Source organism: Oceanobacillus sp. FSL K6-0127 (genome assembly GCF_037983385.1).
Lineage (GTDB): Bacteria > Bacillota > Bacilli > Bacillales > Amphibacillaceae > Oceanobacillus > Oceanobacillus profundus.
Window position 1 is genome coordinate 3,607,940 of the sequence record NZ_CP150287.1, and the last position, 17,403, is coordinate 3,625,342.

General features: G+C 38.7%; 15 protein-coding genes. 7 read left to right on the plus strand and 8 right to left on the minus strand.

The window, feature by feature from the left end:
• Nucleotides 1–6 precede the first annotated feature (6 nt).
• The 6 genes from leuB to ilvD all read right to left on the minus strand — a co-directional run bounded on the left by leuB (nt 7) and on the right by ilvD (nt 8,586).
• Nucleotides 7–1,113: a 3-isopropylmalate dehydrogenase gene (gene leuB / locus MHH64_RS17815; protein WP_095310729.1), complete on the minus strand. Its 1,107-nt coding sequence runs from the start codon at nt 1,111–1,113 to the stop codon at nt 7–9.
• Between the two features lie 83 nt (nt 1,114–1,196).
• A complete protein-coding gene (locus MHH64_RS17820) occupies nt 1,197–2,741 on the minus strand; it encodes a 2-isopropylmalate synthase (protein ID WP_095310731.1) in 1,545 nt (514 codons plus the stop codon).
• Nucleotides 2,728–3,762, minus strand: a complete 1,035-nt coding sequence (ilvC, locus tag MHH64_RS17825; RefSeq protein ID WP_095310733.1) for a ketol-acid reductoisomerase — start codon at nt 3,760–3,762, stop codon at nt 2,728–2,730. Before ilvC ends, MHH64_RS17820 begins: the two co-directional genes overlap by 14 nt.
• A 123-nt stretch (nt 3,763–3,885) precedes the next feature.
• Nucleotides 3,886–4,404 (minus strand): acetolactate synthase small subunit, encoded by a 519-nt coding sequence (gene ilvN / locus MHH64_RS17830; RefSeq protein WP_095310735.1) that lies wholly within the window; start codon nt 4,402–4,404, stop codon nt 3,886–3,888.
• Entirely contained in the window at nt 4,401–6,122 is a 1,722-nt protein-coding gene (gene ilvB / locus MHH64_RS17835) for a biosynthetic-type acetolactate synthase large subunit (RefSeq protein WP_118889894.1), read from the minus strand. Before ilvB ends, ilvN begins: the two co-directional genes overlap by 4 nt.
• Nucleotides 6,123–6,903: 781 nt before the next feature.
• Nucleotides 6,904–8,586 (minus strand): dihydroxy-acid dehydratase, encoded by a 1,683-nt coding sequence (gene ilvD, locus MHH64_RS17840; protein WP_251659233.1) that lies wholly within the window; start codon nt 8,584–8,586, stop codon nt 6,904–6,906.
• A gap of 339 nt (nt 8,587–8,925) precedes the next feature.
• Between ilvD and MHH64_RS17845 the strand changes: the two genes are divergently transcribed.
• Entirely contained in the window at nt 8,926–10,086 is a 1,161-nt protein-coding gene (locus MHH64_RS17845; RefSeq protein WP_340002119.1) for an alanine--glyoxylate aminotransferase family protein, read from the plus strand.
• Entirely contained in the window at nt 10,083–11,669 is a 1,587-nt protein-coding gene (serA, locus tag MHH64_RS17850) for a phosphoglycerate dehydrogenase (protein WP_095310744.1), read from the plus strand. Before MHH64_RS17845 ends, serA begins: the two co-directional genes overlap by 4 nt.
• A gap of 50 nt (nt 11,670–11,719) precedes the next feature.
• Here serA and MHH64_RS17855 read toward each other — a convergent pair whose 3' ends face one another.
• On the minus strand, nt 11,720–12,499 hold the full coding sequence (locus MHH64_RS17855) for an HAD family hydrolase (protein ID WP_340002120.1): 780 nt from the start codon (nt 12,497–12,499) through the stop codon (nt 11,720–11,722).
• A gap of 144 nt (nt 12,500–12,643) precedes the next feature.
• On the opposite strand from MHH64_RS17855, the gene MHH64_RS17860 reads away from it, so the two are divergent.
• Nucleotides 12,644–13,738 (plus strand): branched-chain amino acid aminotransferase, encoded by a 1,095-nt coding sequence (locus MHH64_RS17860; protein ID WP_340002121.1) that lies wholly within the window; start codon nt 12,644–12,646, stop codon nt 13,736–13,738.
• A gap of 111 nt (nt 13,739–13,849) precedes the next feature.
• Here MHH64_RS17860 and MHH64_RS17865 read toward each other — a convergent pair whose 3' ends face one another.
• A complete protein-coding gene (locus tag MHH64_RS17865; RefSeq protein WP_095310751.1) occupies nt 13,850–14,050 on the minus strand; it encodes an alpha/beta-type small acid-soluble spore protein in 201 nt (66 codons plus the stop codon).
• Nucleotides 14,051–14,207: 157 nt separating this feature from the next.
• Between MHH64_RS17865 and MHH64_RS17870 the strand changes: the two genes are divergently transcribed.
• From MHH64_RS17870 to fetB, 4 genes are all read left to right on the plus strand, one after another.
• On the plus strand, nt 14,208–14,669 hold the full coding sequence (locus MHH64_RS17870; protein ID WP_118889890.1) for an SRPBCC family protein: 462 nt from the start codon (nt 14,208–14,210) through the stop codon (nt 14,667–14,669).
• Nucleotides 14,670–14,816: 147 nt separating this feature from the next.
• Nucleotides 14,817–15,683 (plus strand): YitT family protein, encoded by an 867-nt coding sequence (locus MHH64_RS17875; RefSeq protein ID WP_095310755.1) that lies wholly within the window; start codon nt 14,817–14,819, stop codon nt 15,681–15,683.
• Between the two features lie 197 nt (nt 15,684–15,880).
• Complete coding sequence (locus tag MHH64_RS17880; RefSeq protein ID WP_251659235.1) at nt 15,881–16,612, plus strand: phosphate ABC transporter ATP-binding protein; 732 nt, start codon at nt 15,881–15,883, stop codon at nt 16,610–16,612.
• Nucleotides 16,609–17,370 carry an iron export ABC transporter permease subunit FetB gene (gene fetB / locus MHH64_RS17885; protein ID WP_340002122.1) on the plus strand — a complete coding sequence of 254 codons (762 nt, stop codon included), beginning with the start codon at nt 16,609–16,611 and terminating at the stop codon, nt 17,368–17,370. Before MHH64_RS17880 ends, fetB begins: the two co-directional genes overlap by 4 nt.
• Nucleotides 17,371–17,403 lie beyond the last annotated feature (33 nt).

Sequence of the window (17,403 nt, forward strand, 5' to 3'; positions counted from 1 at the left end):
AATCTTTTACACGTACATATTGCAAATTGAATCTGAAATACTCTTCGTAGTTAAATTCTCTAGTACGATTTCTGTTATTTTCTTAGTTCCAACCTGTTTTCCGTTTTGTATCTGCAAATCAGCCGTATGGTAGCCTTGTTCAAGACATTCATTTACTGCTCTTTCAATTTCAGAAGCTTCCTCCTCCAATCCAAAAGAGAAACGCAGCATCAATGCAGCAGATAAAATCATCCCAAATGGATTCGCAATCCCCTTACCTGCAATATCAGGTGCAGATCCGTGAACTGGCTCATACATTCCAACACCATCTGTCCTGAGACTAGCAGACGGTAACATACCAAGTGATCCAGTTAATACGGATGCTTCATCACTTAAAATATCTCCAAATAGATTTTCCGTTACAAGAACATCAAATCGATTTGGTTGTGTAATCAATTTCATTGCGGCTGCATCTACTAATACGTGCTCAACCGTAACATCTGGATATTCCTGCTTTTTTTCCTCAACAATTTCTCGCCACATACGACTGGATTCTAAAACATTTGCTTTATCTACAGAGGTTAAGTGCTTATTCCTAATCCTTGCACTTTGGAAACCTTTATCAATAATTCGTTCCATCTCTGCCCGCTTATAATAGAGTGTATCGACGACTGCATTACCATTCTCTCTTCTTTCACTCGGTTCACCAAAATATAAACCACCGGTTAATTCACGTATGATCAAAATATCACTGTCTTTTATGATTTCTTCCTTTAATGGAGAAGCATGCAACAGAGGGGAAAATCCTTTTACAGGACGAATATTTGCGAATAATCCAAGGGCTTTACGGATACCTAATAAACCTTTTTCTGGCCTTAAATGAGCCGGATTAGAATCCCATTTTGGACCTCCAACAGCACCAAGCAAAACCGCATCTGCGCTCTTACAAGCCTGTATTGTATCCTCCGGTAACGGGTTATTGTGCGTATCAATCGCACTTCCACCAATTGCATGTTCCTCGAAAGTAAAATGATGGTTATACTCAGCTGCAATTGCTAGTAACACAGCCTTAGCAGAATCCATAATTTCTTTCCCAATACCATCACCAGGAAGTAATATGATTTGCTTTTCCATACTCGGGGTCCTCCTTTTTCAAAGTATTTTTAAGAAAGCTCACGCCCGATTTTATAACTAGCTCCGGGCGCTTGCGCTCTTGGTTATTTCACAAGTTCTTTCTTTTCTATTGTTTTTACTTTGATAATATAACGATTTACTGCATTCAAAAATGCTGATGCAGATGCTTGAAGCACATCTTGTGCTGAACCTCTTCCATTTACGGTTTCACCATTTACAATTAGTTGAACATGTGATTCTGCTAAAGCATCCTTCCCTCCACCAACTGAGTTCAATTGGTAGTCTACTAGCTTTACATCTTCTTCCACTAAACTATCAATGGTTTGATACAAAGCTTCAACACTACCTGGAGCAGAGCAAGAATTCTCTACAACATCTCCTGCTGGTGTTTTTAAAATGACAGTAGCTGTTGGAACATTCTCTGTTCCATACTGTACTTGGAAGTTTTCTAATTGATACTTACTCACTGCTGAAGAATCTGTCTTGACTTCCATTGCAATTGTATATAAATCATCATCTGTAACTTCTTTTTTATGATCCGTAAGCTTTTTGAATTGATCAAAGGCTTGCTTCAATTCATCCTCTGTAAATTCGATTCCAAATTCTTTTACACGATCTTTAAACGCATGGCGACCAGAGTGTTTACCTAAAAACAGATTGTTTGAGCTAACGCCAACCATTTCTGGTGTAATAATTTCATAGGTTTCAGCATTTTTCAGCACGCCATCTTGATGAATTCCAGATTCATGGGCAAATGCATTTCTTCCTACAATTGCTTTATTTGCTTGAACGTACATACCAGTAAGTTTGGAAACAAGGTCACTCGTACGCTTTATCTCATTTAATTTCAAGCCTGTTTCAAAGGAATAAAAATCCGAACGAATTTTGAATGCAACTGCAAGTTCCTCTAAGGATACATTTCCAGCACGCTCTCCAATACCATTAATTGTTCCTTCGACCTGAGTGGCCCCATTTTCAACAGCTGCAATGGAGTTTGCTACTGCCAATCCAAGATCATTATGACAATGACAGGATAATGCAACTTGATCAATGTTCGGGACGGTTTCACGGATAAATCGGAATAGTTCACCATATTCTTTTGGTGTCGTATAGCCAACCGTATCCGGTAAATTTATGACCGTTGCACCAGCATCAATAACCTTTTCAATTATTTGGGCTAGAAAGTTCCAGTCCGAACGTGTAGCATCTTCGGCAGACCATTCGACCTCAGAAAACCTTTCTTTTGCGTAGGTGACCATACTGACTGCTGTCTCCATTACTTCTTCGGGAGTCTTCTTCAATTTATAAGTCATATGAATTGGTGATGTTGCAAGAAATACATGAATCGCAGGCTTCTCCGCCCCCTTTAATGCATCCCAAGCAATGTCAATATCGGATTTAACCGCTCTTGCAAGTGCAATAACGGATGTATTTTTAATCGTATCGGCGATCGCTTTTACTGCCTCAAAGTCACCTTTGGAGGAAGCAGGAAATCCTGCTTCCATCCGATCAACTCCAAAACGTTCAAGCTGTCTTGCAATTTCCAGCTTTTCTTGCTTATTCAAGTTAACCCCTGGTGATTGTTCGCCATCTCTTAGAGTCGTGTCAAAAATCTTAATTAGTGACATGTTCCTTCACATCCTTCTGTTTTGATTTAACGGATTGTTTAACAAAAGGCATTAAGTCACGGAGCTCCCTTCCAACAGTCTCAATTTGATGTTTATTTTCTTGGTTATTGATTGCATTAAATTGTGGACGACCTGCCTGGTTCTCAAGAATCCAACCTTTTGCAAATTTACCATCTTGAATATCTGTTAGAACATCTTTCATACGTGCCTTTGTATCTTCATTTACAACACGTGGTCCAGATACGAAGTCACCCCATTGTGCTGTGTCTGAGATGGAATAACGCATGTTTTCTAGTCCACCTTCATATAGAAGATCAACGATTAATTTCATTTCATGCATACATTCGAAGTAAGCAACTTCTGGCTGGTATCCAGCTTCCACTAATGTTTCGAAGCCAGATTTGATTAAGCTTGTAACCCCGCCACATAGTACTGCTTGCTCACCGAACAAATCTGTTTCTGTTTCCTCTTGGAAAGAAGTTTCCAAAACTCCTGCTCTTGCTGCTCCAATTCCTTGTGCATATGCTAATGCAAGCTCTTTTGCATTACCTGTTACATCTTGATACACACCATATAGAGCTGGTACTCCTGCACCTTCTTCATACGTTCTTCTTACAAGGTGACCAGGTCCTTTTGGAGCTACTAGAAATACATCTACATCAGATGGAGGTACAATTTGTGAAAAGTGAATATTGAACCCGTGTGCAAAAACAAGCGCATTTCCAGCCTTAAGATTTGGTTTAATGCTTTCTTCATAAACCTTTTGCTGCATTTCATCTGGAAGAAGAATCATGACAACGTCCGATTGTTCAACAGCTTCAGCTACTGAATATACATTAAAACCATCTTCCTCTGCTTTAGCTTGAGATTTTCCTGGTCTTAAACCAATAACAACATCATAACCACTTTCACGGAGATTCAATGCATGCGCATGCCCTTGTGAACCATATCCTACTACCGCAATTTTCTTTCCTTGTAATACCTCTTTTTGGATGTCTTTTTCATAAAGTACTTTAGCCATTAATATCTTCCTCTCATTAATTAGTAGTTTTTTTATTAGTAAAGTATAAATACTTAACTCGCAATTTATTTGTTTCAAGCCTGAATTGTTACAAAAATCAGTTAATTATATTTTGCATTCAATTTAGATGGACAACGAATTTAGTTCTGTTACCTGTTCTGGCTGCTGTCCTCTTAAAAATGCTGTAACACCAGTTTTCGTTAATTCCTTTATGCCATATGGTCTGAGTAATGCGATAAGTGCATCCACTTTATCAGGACGCCCTGTAACTTGTATGATTAAGCTGTCCTTGCTTACATCAATGACAGATGCTCTAAACGGAGTGATAATCCCCTGTATTTCAGCACGTGTCTGCCCAGTACTAACAACCTTAATGAGTGCTAATTCTCTCGCGACCATTGCTCTATCCGTTATGTCGGATACTTTTAACACATCAATTTGTTTGTTTAATTGCTTTGTCAGCTGTTCTAATTTCTGATCATCACTGACTTCTACTACAAATGTCATCTTAGAGACACCCTCTACCTCCGATGCTCCGACAGATATACTTTCAATGTTGAATTGACGTTTGTGTAACATACCCGTAATCCGATTCAGAACCCCGCCACGGTCTTGAACCGTAGCTGTTATAATTCGTTTCATTTTGTCACCCCAACCATCTCATGAATTCCTTTTCCTGGTGCGATCATCGGATAGACACAGGTTTTTCGTACAACTCGGAAATCAGCAACCACAGGACCATCATAAGCAAAGATGTCTTGTAATGTTTGGATTACATCTGCTTCCTTGTCAACTTTCACACCGCGGACACCATAGCTTTCTGCCAATTTTACGAAGTCCGGGTTTTCTGAAAACAGTGATTCTGAATAACGTTCTTCATAAAAGCTTTCCTGCCATTGTCGAACCATACCTAATGCCTCGTTATTAACAATAATTACTTTCACCGGGAGATTTCGTTCCTTGATTACGGATAATTCCTGTAACGTCATTTGGAATCCACCGTCACCAACGATCGAAATAACTAAATCATCTGGTCTTCCTAACTGTGCACCAACTGCTGCTGGAAAACCAAAGCCCATCGTACCAAGCCCACCTGAAGTTACCCAATTATTTGGCTTATCAAATTTATAGAACTGTGCTGCCCACATTTGGTGCTGACCTACATCAGTAGTAACAATCGCTTTCCCACTTGATATGTTATAAATTTGCTCAATCAGCCATTGTGGTGATATTGGTGAATCTGTGCGTTCGTACCACAGTGGATAATCCTGCTTATTTTTGGATAGCTCCTCAAGCCATTGGATATTATTTTGCATATCAATTTTACTATCTAATAATGCAATCAAGGTTTTCTTCGCATCAGCTACAACCGGAATATCCGTTTTGATATTTTTTCCGATCTCTGCCGGATCGATATCGATATGTGCAACTTTAGCGTTTGGTGCAAAGTCAGCAATCTTCCCAGTTAATCGATCATCAAACCTTGCACCAATATTGATTAACAAATCGCATTCATAAATTGCCATGTTTGCTGCATATGTTCCGTGCATCCCTGCCATACCTAGCGAAAGCTCATTCGTACCCGGAAAAGTCCCTAGACCAAGCAACGTGGTCGTGACAGGAAGCTTATATTTTTCAGCAAATTGCTTCAGTTCCTCTGAAGCATTTGCAAACAATGTACCTGCTCCTGCTAGCAGCAGTGGACGCTTTGCACGACTTAGGGCTTCTGCAAGTTTAACAATCTGTAATGGATTCGGGTTAATTGTCGGTTGATAACCTGGTAGATAAAAGTCATCTTCAAAATCATTTATCGTGATGTTCGCTGAAATATTCTTCGGTATATCAATTACGACTGGGCCAGGTCTACCTGTTGTCGCTATATGAAATGCCTCTTTAACAATTCTCGGCAAATCCGCAACGTCACTTACCTGATAATTGTACTTGGTAATCGGTGTTGTTATCCCCATTACATCTGCTTCTTGAAAGGCATCGGTCCCGATAACATTTTTAGCTACCTGACCAGTGAAGATAACAAGTGGTATAGAATCCATCATGGCATCCGTAATCCCAGTAATTAAGTTTGTTGCACCAGGACCTGATGTTGCTAGAACTACTCCAGGCTTACCTGTCACACGAGCATATCCTTCTGCTGCATGAATGGAGCCTTGCTCATGACGCGATAGGACATGCTCAAATGGTGTCTCGTTACGATACAACGCATCGTAGATCGGTAATACCGCGCCACCCGGATAACCGAATATGGTGTCCACTTTAGCGTCCACTAATGTTTTAATTAATAAATCAGCACCTGTTATCAAATTCCCCTTCATTTCCACTTCGTGACTAGCCTCAACTTTCACTACTGCTACCTCCTTAGGTTCATATTAATTTTAGAAAACTTGGCATTCAGTATGTTGCACTTATGCAGTAAGGAAATTGTGAGTTTTCCTTCCAGTAAAAAAAGACCCTTCTCTCCCCTATAATCTGCATAACATCAGAATTATTGGGGAGAAAAGAGTCTTCTTTTCACGGTACCACCCATGTTCATAGCATCCTCACGAATACTACCTCGGCAGGCTGATAATCAGCCTACTTGGATAACAGGTACACAAAAACTGCACCTGACCGAATCTAATAAAAGCATCGTTCTTACGCTCCGTTCAAAACGGCACTCAGAGAAGATGTCAGAACAATATGTATTTCTGGGCTTCCAGCAACCCCAGCTCTCTGTGAATACACGTGGCATGTTCTTTTTTTCTCGTCATCGAGTTATTGTATTTAGTTTTAAACCAACAGTTATAAGATTTTGAAAATTCATAGTAACAACTATAATTCGTTATTCAGAAAAATAGGTTTGTTAATTGAATTCTTGATATTGCGGTCAATCATATAATGTTTTCCGGGAAGAGTCAAGAGTTTTTCAGAAGTTTTTAGATAATTTTATTTAGTTCGTCTTTTTGTATGCGTTTACAACATTGAAGCCTCATACTCTCTTAGATTTGTAAATTTTTCTTAGCAGATTTGGGATTTTCATATCCTTTAGGAAAATAATTTTCTTTCACTAATGCAGATAAAAGTATTTTCATCTGTTTTCTACCTACTAAAAAACGAGCGTCTTCAAACAGACGCCCGCAATGAATGTTATCTATTCAAATAATCTGTAACAGCACCTTTGGATGAACAGGAAACATTATGTGCGTACTTGCCTAGTATCCCTTTACTGTATAACGGTGGGGCTATCCAGTCTTTACGACGTTTCTCCAGATCAGCTTCAGAAAGATCGACAGAAATTAATTTTTCACCCGAATCAATCGTTACCATGTCACCTTCTTGTAAGAGTGCAATTGGACCACCTGCTTGTGCTTCTGGTGAAATATGACCAACTACAAGACCATGTGTACCACCAGAAAATCGCCCATCGGTTAATAGCGCAACCGATTCACCCATTCCTTTACCAACAAGAATACTAGAAATGGAGAGCATTTCAGGCATACCAGGTCCGCCTTTAGGCCCCACATAACGAATTACAAGAACATCCCCATCCTTGATTTCATTCGCCATAACGGCTGCAGTCGCTTCTTTTTCGGTATCGAATACACGTGCCGGTCCTGTATGACGTGTGACTTTCACCCCGGATACTTTAGCAACAGCTCCTGTTGGCGATAAGTTCCCTTTTAAAACAATTAATGGTCCATCTTTACGTTTTGGACTATCAAAAGGCATTATGATTTCCTGACCATCTGCAAGTGATGGTGCGTCCGCTAGGTTTTCAGCGATTGTTTTTCCTGTCACCGTTAAACAATCTCCATGCAGATAGCCATTTTCAAGAAGCAGCTTCATAACTGCTTGCACCCCGCCTGCTCGATGCAAGTCTTGCATCACAAAACGTCCACTAGGTTTCAAATCTGCAAGATGCGGTACTTTTTCCTGCATTCGATTAAAGTCATCAATTGTTAAATCTACTTCTGCTGCATGAGCAATTGCAAGCAAGTGAAGAATTGCATTGGTCGATCCTCCAAGTGCCATCACAACTGTAATCGCATTTTCAAATGCTTCTCTTGTCATAATATCTTTAGGATAAATATCGTTTTCCAGCATGGAATAAACAGCTTGTCCAGCAGCTTTTACATCTTCCTCTTTCTCTTTAGATTCTGCTGGATTGGAAGAGCTTCCTGGGAGACTCATTCCCATTGCTTCTACGGCCGAAGCCATTGTATTAGCAGTATACATTCCTCCACATGCACCAGCACCAGGGCATGCACTGCATTCAATCGCTTTTAATTCGTTATCATCAATATCACCATTGTTATGCTTACCAACGCCTTCAAAAACGGAAACGATGTCAATGTCTTTTCCTCGATGTGTTCCAGGTGCAATAGTTCCCCCATAAACAAAAACGGATGGGACATTCGAATTCGCGATTGCAATCATGCATCCTGGGATATTTTTATCACAAGCACCAATTGCCACAAGTCCATCTAAGTTTTCTGCTCCGACAACCGTTTCAATCGAATCAGCAATTATGTCACGACTTGGTAATGAATATCGCATTCCTTGTGTCCCCATCGAAATTCCATCAGATACTGTTATCGTATTAAAAATCAATGGAACACCACCAGCTTCTCGCACTCCTTTTTTAGCACGAACAGCCAGTTCATCAATATGGATATTACACGGTGTTACTTCCGCCCAAGTACTTGCTACACCTACCATTGGTTTTTTAAAATCTTCATCTGAAACACCAACAGCCCGCAGCATTGCACGATTTGGGGCTCGCATAGTTCCGTCAAAAGCATTACTTTTGATTCGCAAATCCTTACTCATTTGAGGATACCACCTTTCTTTCGCACTATTATATGATTAATCAATCTATACTTCAATCAAATTGTAAAAATAAACAGAATGTTCATAGCATCAAAATATTAAAATGGACAATGTTAAATTAATTACGGATCCAACCACATACATACATAAAGCGATTACATTTATTGCAGTTATTTTTACTGAAAAATATTACTTCGCAAAATTTGTTGACAACAGTTGTATACTTGTTATATTGAATAACTAATATGGGTTGCTATATGAATGAATTCGTTTCTCAAAAAATGACATCCGTACAAGAGTAAATGAATCATATAAACTCAAAAAAAGGAGCAGTGCAACATGCTAGCAGATCAGCATCTATTAAGAATACCCGGACCAAGCCCAATTCCACCAAGTGTGCAGCGGGCTATGAACCAAACGATGATTGGACATCGTGGAAAAGAAACAAAAGATTTAATCCAGCGAATCAAACCAAGATTAAAACCGATTTTCGGAACAGAACAAGACGTATTAATTGTTTCTGGAAGTGGTACAGCAGGACTTGAAACTGCTGTTGTTAATACAGTTAAACCTGGTGATGAGGTACTCGTTATTGTTACTGGAGCTTTCGGTGATCGTTTTGTGAAAATCTGTCAGGCATATGATGTTGCCGTACAGCGCTACGATGTAGAGTGGGGTGCAGCATTTGATCCAGCATACATAAAAACATACTTAAAGGATCATCCGAATATAAAAGCCGTTTTTGCTACTTATTGTGAAACTTCCACAGGTATATTAAATCCGATTCAAGAATTGTGTACAGTTGTTCACGAAAATTCGAATGCACTTGTGATTGTTGATGGTGTCTCTTGTGTTGGCGGAGTCGATACAGAAGTAGATGCATGGGGAATTGATGTACTCGTTACAGGCTCACAAAAAGCAATGATGCTTCCAGCAGGATTAACTTTTATTACAGTGAGTGAAGAAGCATGGAAAATCATTGAGCAAAACAAACAAGCCCGTTTCTACCTCGATTTGCGAAAATATCGCAAGAGTCTTGCCGATGATTCTACGCCATTCACACCTGCACTATCCTTATTGTTTGGATTAGATCAAGTGTTGAATCTTGTAGAAGAGGAAGGTCTGCAAAATGTCTATACAAGACATGAATTAATGAAAAAAATGACACGTTCAGCATTTAAAGCAATGGGAATTCCTTTGCTGACAGCGGATGATGCAGCTTCACCGACGGTTACTGCAATTAGACCGAATGATTTTGCTGCAGAGGATTTAAGAAAAGTAATGAAGCAAGAATTTAATTTATCAGTTGCTGGCGGGCAGCAGCATCTACAGGGTAAAATTTTCCGAATTGGCCATATGGGCTATTGTTCTCCTGCAGATGTGCTGCAAATTATCGGTATCGTAGAAATCAGCTTAAGAAAAATCGGCAAGCAGATTGAGTTGGGACAAGGCATACGCGCCGCTCAGGAAGTTTATTTACAACAGGGGGTACTAGCATAATGTTTAACATTTTAATCAGTGATCCGCTAAGTGAGGATGGTATCGGACCACTACGTGAAGCGCCGAATATGAATCTTGTCATCGAAACACATTTAAGTAAAGAAGAACTGGAAGATCGAATCGGCGAATTTGATGCTTTGCTCGTTCGAAGTCAAACACAGGTAACGCGTGAATTAATTAATAAAGCTAAAAAGTTAAAAATCATTGGTCGTGCTGGTGTTGGAGTTGACAATATTGACCTCGATGCTGCTACTGAGAATGGTATTATCGTTGTCAATGCGCCAAATGGAAATACCAATTCAGCAGCAGAGCATACAATTGCGATGCTTATGTCACTATCACGAAATATTCCACAAGCGTACCATGCATTAAAACATAAAAAGTGGGACCGTAAAAAGTATGTCGGTGTAGAACTAAAAAATAAGACACTTGGTGTAGTTGGTCTAGGTAGAATTGGTGCAGAAGTTGCTTTCCGTGCAAAAGGTCAGCGTATGAACGTCATTGCCTATGACCCATTTTTAACAAAAGAAAAAGCAGATAAAATGGGTATTGGTTATGGGACACTAGAAGAGGTTATTGAGCAAGCTGACTTTATTACAGTTCATACGCCATTGATGAAAGAGACAAGACATCTTATTAACGCTGAAGCCTTTGAACGCATGAAGCCAGGGGTTCACATTATAAATTGTGCACGCGGTGGAATTATTGATGAAGATGCATTATATGATGCAATTATTTCAAAAAAAGTGGCTGGGGCCGCATTAGATGTCTTTGAAGAAGAGCCTTTTATCGATCATAAATTATTAGAACTGCCAGAAGTAGTAGCGACACCACATTTAGGTGCAAGCACCATTGAAGCACAGGAAATTGTAGCTGTTGATGTCAGTCACGACGTGCTCAGCTTTTTAAATGGAGATGTCGTGAAAAATCCAGTCAACCTTCCCTCTGTTCCAAGTGAGCTGATGCATAAAATTGAACCTTATTTCCATTTAGCTGAGAAATTAGGAGTTTTCTTAATTGATTTGACGAAGGATGTAGCAGAAGAAATTAATATCTCCTATTCTGGTGACCTATCCGATATGGAAGTAGCGCCATTAACACGCAACACAATTAAAGGGATTTTAAAACGTCACTTAGGTGATCACGTAAATGACGTCAATGCATTATATCTTGCAAATAAAAAAGGAATTATCGTTAATGAAAATAAAACCTCTTCAACAAAAGGATTTACGAATTTAATCACAGTAGAAGTAAAGAGCAAATCAGGAACACGTAAAGTTGCCGGTACCTTGCTGAATGGATTTGGACCGCGGATTGTGAAAGTCGACGAATATAGTATTGACGTTACTCCAGAAGGTCACCTTGTTGTTATCCAGCATGTTGACCAGCCTGGTGTTATTGGTCGAATGGGAAGCACCATTGCAAAGCATCAAATAAATATTGCTACGATGCAAGTAGACCGTTCAGATATCGGCGGGAATGCAATCATGGTACTGACGATCGATAAACATTTAGAAACAGAAGCAATGGAAGAATTAAAGAGTCTTGAGGAGATTAAAGAAGTAACATCGATTGATTTATAGCAGATTAAAAGCACACCTCTATTTTTGGACGGTGTGCTTTTGTGTATTACCTAATCTTCAAGAATTGGCAAAAGCTCTAATAAGTTTGTGATTTCATACGTTGGTTTAACATCTTCTGGTTTTCTGTCATGTCGATTTAACCATACAGATGTTATCCCAGCCCTTTTTGCTCCAAGTATATCAGTATTCAGGTTGTCACCGACCATGACTACTTCACCTTTATCGAGCGAAAGCAATTTTAAAGTATGATCAAAAATCGTTGGATCCGGTTTTCCTTTTCCAAAGTCACCAGAGATCACGATTTGATCAAAATAGGTAACTAATTCCGGTGTTAGTGTCAGTTTTGTATTTTGTAACTCTGGAGATCCATTCGTTAACATGAGCAGTTGATAGTGCCCTTTCAATTTATCCAGTACTTGAATCGTATCATCAAATAAAAGTGCTGTTTTCTTTCGCTCCCGCGGGAAAGCTTCTGCTAGCTCCAAGCCAAATTCAGGATCATCAACACCTAGCGCTTTTAGCCCTGCTGTCCATGCTTCCCTACGATACAGGGGAGCAATTTCCTTCAATTTAGCAAAGTCCTCCCCTTCATCCAAGAAATTCGCCCAAAGTCCCTCAAATGGATTAATTCCGATCATTTGTGTAAATTCATATGTATCGTACGAAGCATAAAGCTTTCTAGCATGCTCTCTAACAGCAGCTTCCAGCTCATCTGGGTTGAGATCATATTTCTTAACTGCCAGCTCACAAGTCCTTTCAAAAGCGTGTTTAACACTTTTTTCATCCCAAAGCAATGTATCATCTAAGTCAAAAATTACTGCTTTAATCATTTTTCATCTCCTTTAAACCTTTTTTTCATTTTAACATATCGAAATAAAACTAACTTAACAAAATTAATTAAAAATTAAGTCTTGCACAAATTCTAAATATCTATTATGATATATAGAAACTTTTAGAACAAGGAGATAATTGATATGGAAGACAAAACAATTCGCTTACAACTAAGTGAAACAAAAAAAGAGAAGCCCAATTCTGATCAGCTTATTTTCGGCAGAGCTTTTACAGATCATATGTTTGTGATGGATTATTCTGATCCATTAGGGTGGCATAATGCGAGCATTGTACCATATCAACCTCTAATGATCGATCCTTCTTCCATGATATTCCATTACGGGCAATCCGTTTTCGAGGGATTAAAAGCATTTCGCACGGAAGACGGAGATGTACAATTGTTTAGACCAGAAAAGAATTTGGAACGATTAAACCGTTCAAGTGACCGACTTTGCATTCCGCCTATTGATGAGGAATTCGGATTAAAGGCAATTAAACAGCTTGTAGCAATGGATAAAGACTGGGTTCCTGACGCTGATGGAACATCGCTTTATATTCGACCATTTATTATTTCAACAGAGCCCTATCTTGGTGTTGCACCATCACGCAATTATAAATTTATCGTTATTCTATCCCCAGTTGGCGCTTACTACAAAGAAGGGATTAACCCTGTTAAGATTGCTGTTGAAAACAAGTACGTTCGTGCGGTTAAAGGCGGTACTGGTGAAGCAAAAACCGGTGGAAACTATGCTGCTAGCTTAAAAGCACAGGAGGATGTTGCTAAAGGCGGGTTCGCCCAGGTACTTTGGTTAGATGGTGTCGAACAAAAGTATATTGAGGAAGTTGGTAGCATGAACGTATTCTTCAAAATCAATGGAGAAGTTGTAACACCAAAGCTTAACGGAAGTATTCTTGCTGGCATAACTAGAGATTCTGTAATTGAACTTCTTAAACATTGGAATATACCAGTATCAGAACGTCGAATTTCTATGGATGAACTATATCAGGCGCATCAAGAAGGTTTATTAGAAGAAGCATTTGGTTCCGGAACTGCCGCTGTTATCTCCCCTATCGCGCAATTGTCATGGGAAGGTAAGGATATGGTAATTAACGGAGGAAAAACTGGGGAAGTTTCCCAAAAGGTTTATGACACAATAACTGGCATCCAATATGGAAAATTAGAGGATCCGTTTAACTGGATTGAGAAAGTTGAAGCAAAAAGCCCTGTAAAACAATAATTTCAAAAAGAAACCGGCATTCTGCCGGTTTCTTTTTGAAAAAAACTATCCTATACCTATGCTAAAAAAGGATACCCAACTATATAACCGGGTATCCTCAATTACTACCAACTAATTACGTTTATTAACCATACTTTCCTCAGCGATTTTGATCATTCGTTTGACCATCTCGCCACCCACCGAACCGTTTTCACGTGCAGTTGTATCAGCTCCAAGTTCTACTTTGAACTCATTTGCAATTTCTTCCTTCATGTTGTCCACTGCATTTTCCGCACCAGGCACTAACAATTGATTTCTGTTGTTACGAGCCATCATCGATCACTCCTCGGTGTAGTTGAACAGAATTAAACTGCTCCATTTTATTATGAATAGTTAAGGTTATTTCTATACTACTTAGTCTAAAAATGGCATTTGCATCATATATTAAATTTGCATGTATTCATTACATAGGCAAAGGAGGTCAGTACGCATGGCACAAAGCATCCATCATGTCGAATTAGATATGCCAAGTAAAAGGATTTGGAATTTTGTTAGTGACATGAATAACTGGGCGCCCCTTGTTCCAGGTTATACGGAACATGAAATTATTAATGAGCGTCAATCAACATGGAAATTACACGGTGATATTGGAGTAGTTCAAAAAGATGTACGTGTGAAAGTCCGGATTACTGAATGGACAGAACCATCACACATTATATTTGAATTAAGTGGTTCAAGCGAAAGCTGGGTAGGTGACGGATATTTTAAAGCAACCCCCTTATCCCAAGCAAAAACACAAATAACCGGAAGCTTAAATATTACGGTTAAAGGCATGATGGGAGCGATGATCAATCCCGTATTAAAAACAGTCTTACCAAAAATCGGCAAAGAATTCACAGAGAAAGTTGCGGCAAAAATCGCTGAAACGGAAAAAATGACAGCAACTGTATAATAAGATAGCTTACACGGGTTCAACTTGAATCCGTGTTTTTATATACCCTTTCCTTTTGACCAACGCTTAGTTATATGCTATTTACTCTAATGCTCGCAAATGATAAAGTAAATAAGGTTAGGTTGAAAACGGAAAGGAAATAAGCGAATGAAAAAATTAAAACAGAATAAATCAATGATGGAATATATCTATATTATCCTTGGCGCCACACTTGTCGGACTCTCTTATAACACATTTTTTCTGCCAGCAAAGCTTGCGGCAGGTGGTATATCAGGAATTAGCACCATCCTATTTGAAATATACGCACTAAGTCCAGCACTTGTTCAACTCGTGATTAACATACCAATCTTCTTTATTGGCTGGTTTGCGTTAGGTAAAGACTTCAGCTTCAAAACACTGCTAGGTACATTTTGGGTTCCTTTGATTATTTATCTTTCAGCGGATATTCCGATTGAAATTACGAATCCACTGCTAGGAGCTCTTTACGGTGGAATCTTACTCGGTATTGGACTAGGTATTGTTTATAAAGGAAATGGATCAACAGGTGGAACGGCAGCAATCGCACAAATCGTAAAGAAGTTCACCGGTATATCAAGCGGGTATTCTCAATTTATTGTGGACGGGCTTGTCGTAATTGCCTCCATCATCGTATTTAGTTTAGAACTCACTTTATTTGCGCTATTAGCTATCTACATTAGTGGAAAAGCAATTGATTTTGTTCAATTACGAACAACAGCGACAAAGTTAATTTTAATCATTACCGATGAAGAAGAAAAAATTCAAACTCTTATTCATGAAGGAATCGACCGTGGTTTAACGAAAGTTCGATCTGTCGGCGGGTATTCTAACCTTGATAAGACAATGATTCTCTGTGTAACTGAACAACAAGAGGCCGTGCAGCTGAAAAAACTGTTGCAAAAAGAAGCTCCTTCAACTTTTGTTATTTTTATTAATGCATCTGAAATTTTAGGCCGCGGTTTTTCTCTAGATCGTTATTATGGTCAAAAATTATAAGGTTTCTAGTGGCATGCACTGTAGCATGCCTTCTTTAAGTTCACTTCTCTTTTCTGTGCATAATTTTAGCATCATTATTAAAAATAAACGATAATAAGTATTGTCACAATTATAACCTTGTTATTAGGGAACGATTTATTATGCGTGTTTAAAAGAAAATTAAGACCGGCCTCTATTATGAAAAAAGGTGGAGCACAATGACAGCAAGCAACAATACAGTAATTCAGTTAAACCATGTGAATTATTTTGATGGAGACGTACATATCTTAAAGGATATTACCGGCTCCTTTCCTGAAGGGAAAATAACAACATTGGTTGGACCTTCAGGCGCTGGGAAAACAACATTATTTAGATTATGTAATGGACTTATATCACCAAAATCCGGTGAAATTTATATTAAAAATAAACCGATTATGGATTATGAACCAACCACATTACGTCGCAATATCGGGTTAGCATTACAAAGTGCAACTATGATAAGTGGTACGGTTTTTTCAAACTTAGCCCTGCCTTTAACATTACAAGGTAAACAGTTAAAAGAGGAAAAAGCAAAGGAATTACTGCGCGATGTTCGCTTAGATGAAGAATTTTTATATCGAAATGTCAAGGATTTATCTGGTGGACAGCGACAAAAAGTTTCAGTAGCGAGGACGCTTGTAAATCGACCAAAAGTTTTATTGCTTGATGAGATTACTTCTTCACTTGACCGTGTTTCACAACAAGATATTGAGGAATTGATTGTGAAAATTAACCAGAAATATCGTACAACAATTATATGGATTACCCACAATTTACAGCAGGCCTTATCAGTTGGGGATTATACATGGGTGATGATGAACGGAGAAGTTGTTGAAACTGGAGAAACTAGCCTTCTGGATAACCCTCAAGATGAAAGAGTAAAACAATTTGTAGAGGGGGTTAATGTATGAGCTATTTGACATTAGCCTTAGCTCTTATTTTCGTCTTGATACCAATTTTATTATCAAAAACGCTTAATCTAGGATTAGAAAAAGATACCATTGTCGCAGTGATTCGCTCAACGATACAATTATTAGCAGTTGGCTATGTTCTGCAATTCGTATTTGACTCAGAAAGTATGATCTTTATCATACTCATGATTATGTTGATGATTTTTGCTGCAACACATAATGCAAGGAAAAAAGGTGTTACGATAAAAGGGATTACATGGAAACTCATTTCGACATATGTTTTCATCGAAGTATTAACTCAAAGTATTTTACTCGGGTTCCACATTATACCACCCACGGCTCAATATATTATTCCCATTAGTGGTATGATGATCGGGAATTCGATGGTGCTTTCGATTCTATTTCTTAATCGGTTTACAGCTGAAATTGATACCCATCAAGATAAAGCAGAGCTAATTCTATCCCTTGGCGGAACACCGAAGCAAGCAATTCATAAACAACTTATTACATCGATTCAAGCAAGTACAATACCGACAATTGAAAGCCAGAAAACAATTGGGCTCGTTCAGCTTCCTGGAATGATGAGTGGACAAATCATTGCGGGTGCAGATCCTATACAAGCAGTACAATTTCAATTACTTATTCTTTTTCTAGTTTTAACTTCTGCTGTCGTTACAAGTGCCATGCTAGGATTCTTATCCTATCCAAGTCTATTTAACAATCGGATGCAATTGTTGAAGATTGATAAGAATACTTAAACTGATTTGCAGTAGCTTTTATAATTTAACCTC

What these genes read in the sequence shown, in the direction of transcription:
- fetB (WP_340002122.1), top strand. Translation starts at nt 16,609, where the DNA reads ATGAGCTATTTGACATTAGCCTTAGCTCTTATTTTCGTCTTGATACCA.
- leuB (WP_095310729.1), bottom strand. Translation starts at nt 1,113, where the DNA reads ATGGAAAAGCAAATCATATTACTTCCTGGTGATGGTATTGGGAAAGAA.
- MHH64_RS17875 (WP_095310755.1), top strand. Translation starts at nt 14,817, where the DNA reads ATGAAAAAATTAAAACAGAATAAATCAATGATGGAATATATCTATATT.
- MHH64_RS17880 (WP_251659235.1), top strand. Translation starts at nt 15,881, where the DNA reads ATGACAGCAAGCAACAATACAGTAATTCAGTTAAACCATGTGAATTAT.
- MHH64_RS17845 (WP_340002119.1), top strand. Translation starts at nt 8,926, where the DNA reads ATGCTAGCAGATCAGCATCTATTAAGAATACCCGGACCAAGCCCAATT.
- MHH64_RS17865 (WP_095310751.1), bottom strand. Translation starts at nt 14,050, where the DNA reads ATGGCTCGTAACAACAGAAATCAATTGTTAGTGCCTGGTGCGGAAAAT.
- MHH64_RS17855 (WP_340002120.1), bottom strand. Translation starts at nt 12,499, where the DNA reads ATGATTAAAGCAGTAATTTTTGACTTAGATGATACATTGCTTTGGGAT.
- ilvN (WP_095310735.1), bottom strand. Translation starts at nt 4,404, where the DNA reads ATGAAACGAATTATAACAGCTACGGTTCAAGACCGTGGCGGGGTTCTG.
- ilvD (WP_251659233.1), bottom strand. Translation starts at nt 8,586, where the DNA reads ATGAGTAAGGATTTGCGAATCAAAAGTAATGCTTTTGACGGAACTATG.
- MHH64_RS17820 (WP_095310731.1), bottom strand. Translation starts at nt 2,741, where the DNA reads ATGTCACTAATTAAGATTTTTGACACGACTCTAAGAGATGGCGAACAA.
- MHH64_RS17860 (WP_340002121.1), top strand. Translation starts at nt 12,644, where the DNA reads ATGGAAGACAAAACAATTCGCTTACAACTAAGTGAAACAAAAAAAGAG.
- ilvC (WP_095310733.1), bottom strand. Translation starts at nt 3,762, where the DNA reads ATGGCTAAAGTACTTTATGAAAAAGACATCCAAAAAGAGGTATTACAA.
- MHH64_RS17870 (WP_118889890.1), top strand. Translation starts at nt 14,208, where the DNA reads ATGGCACAAAGCATCCATCATGTCGAATTAGATATGCCAAGTAAAAGG.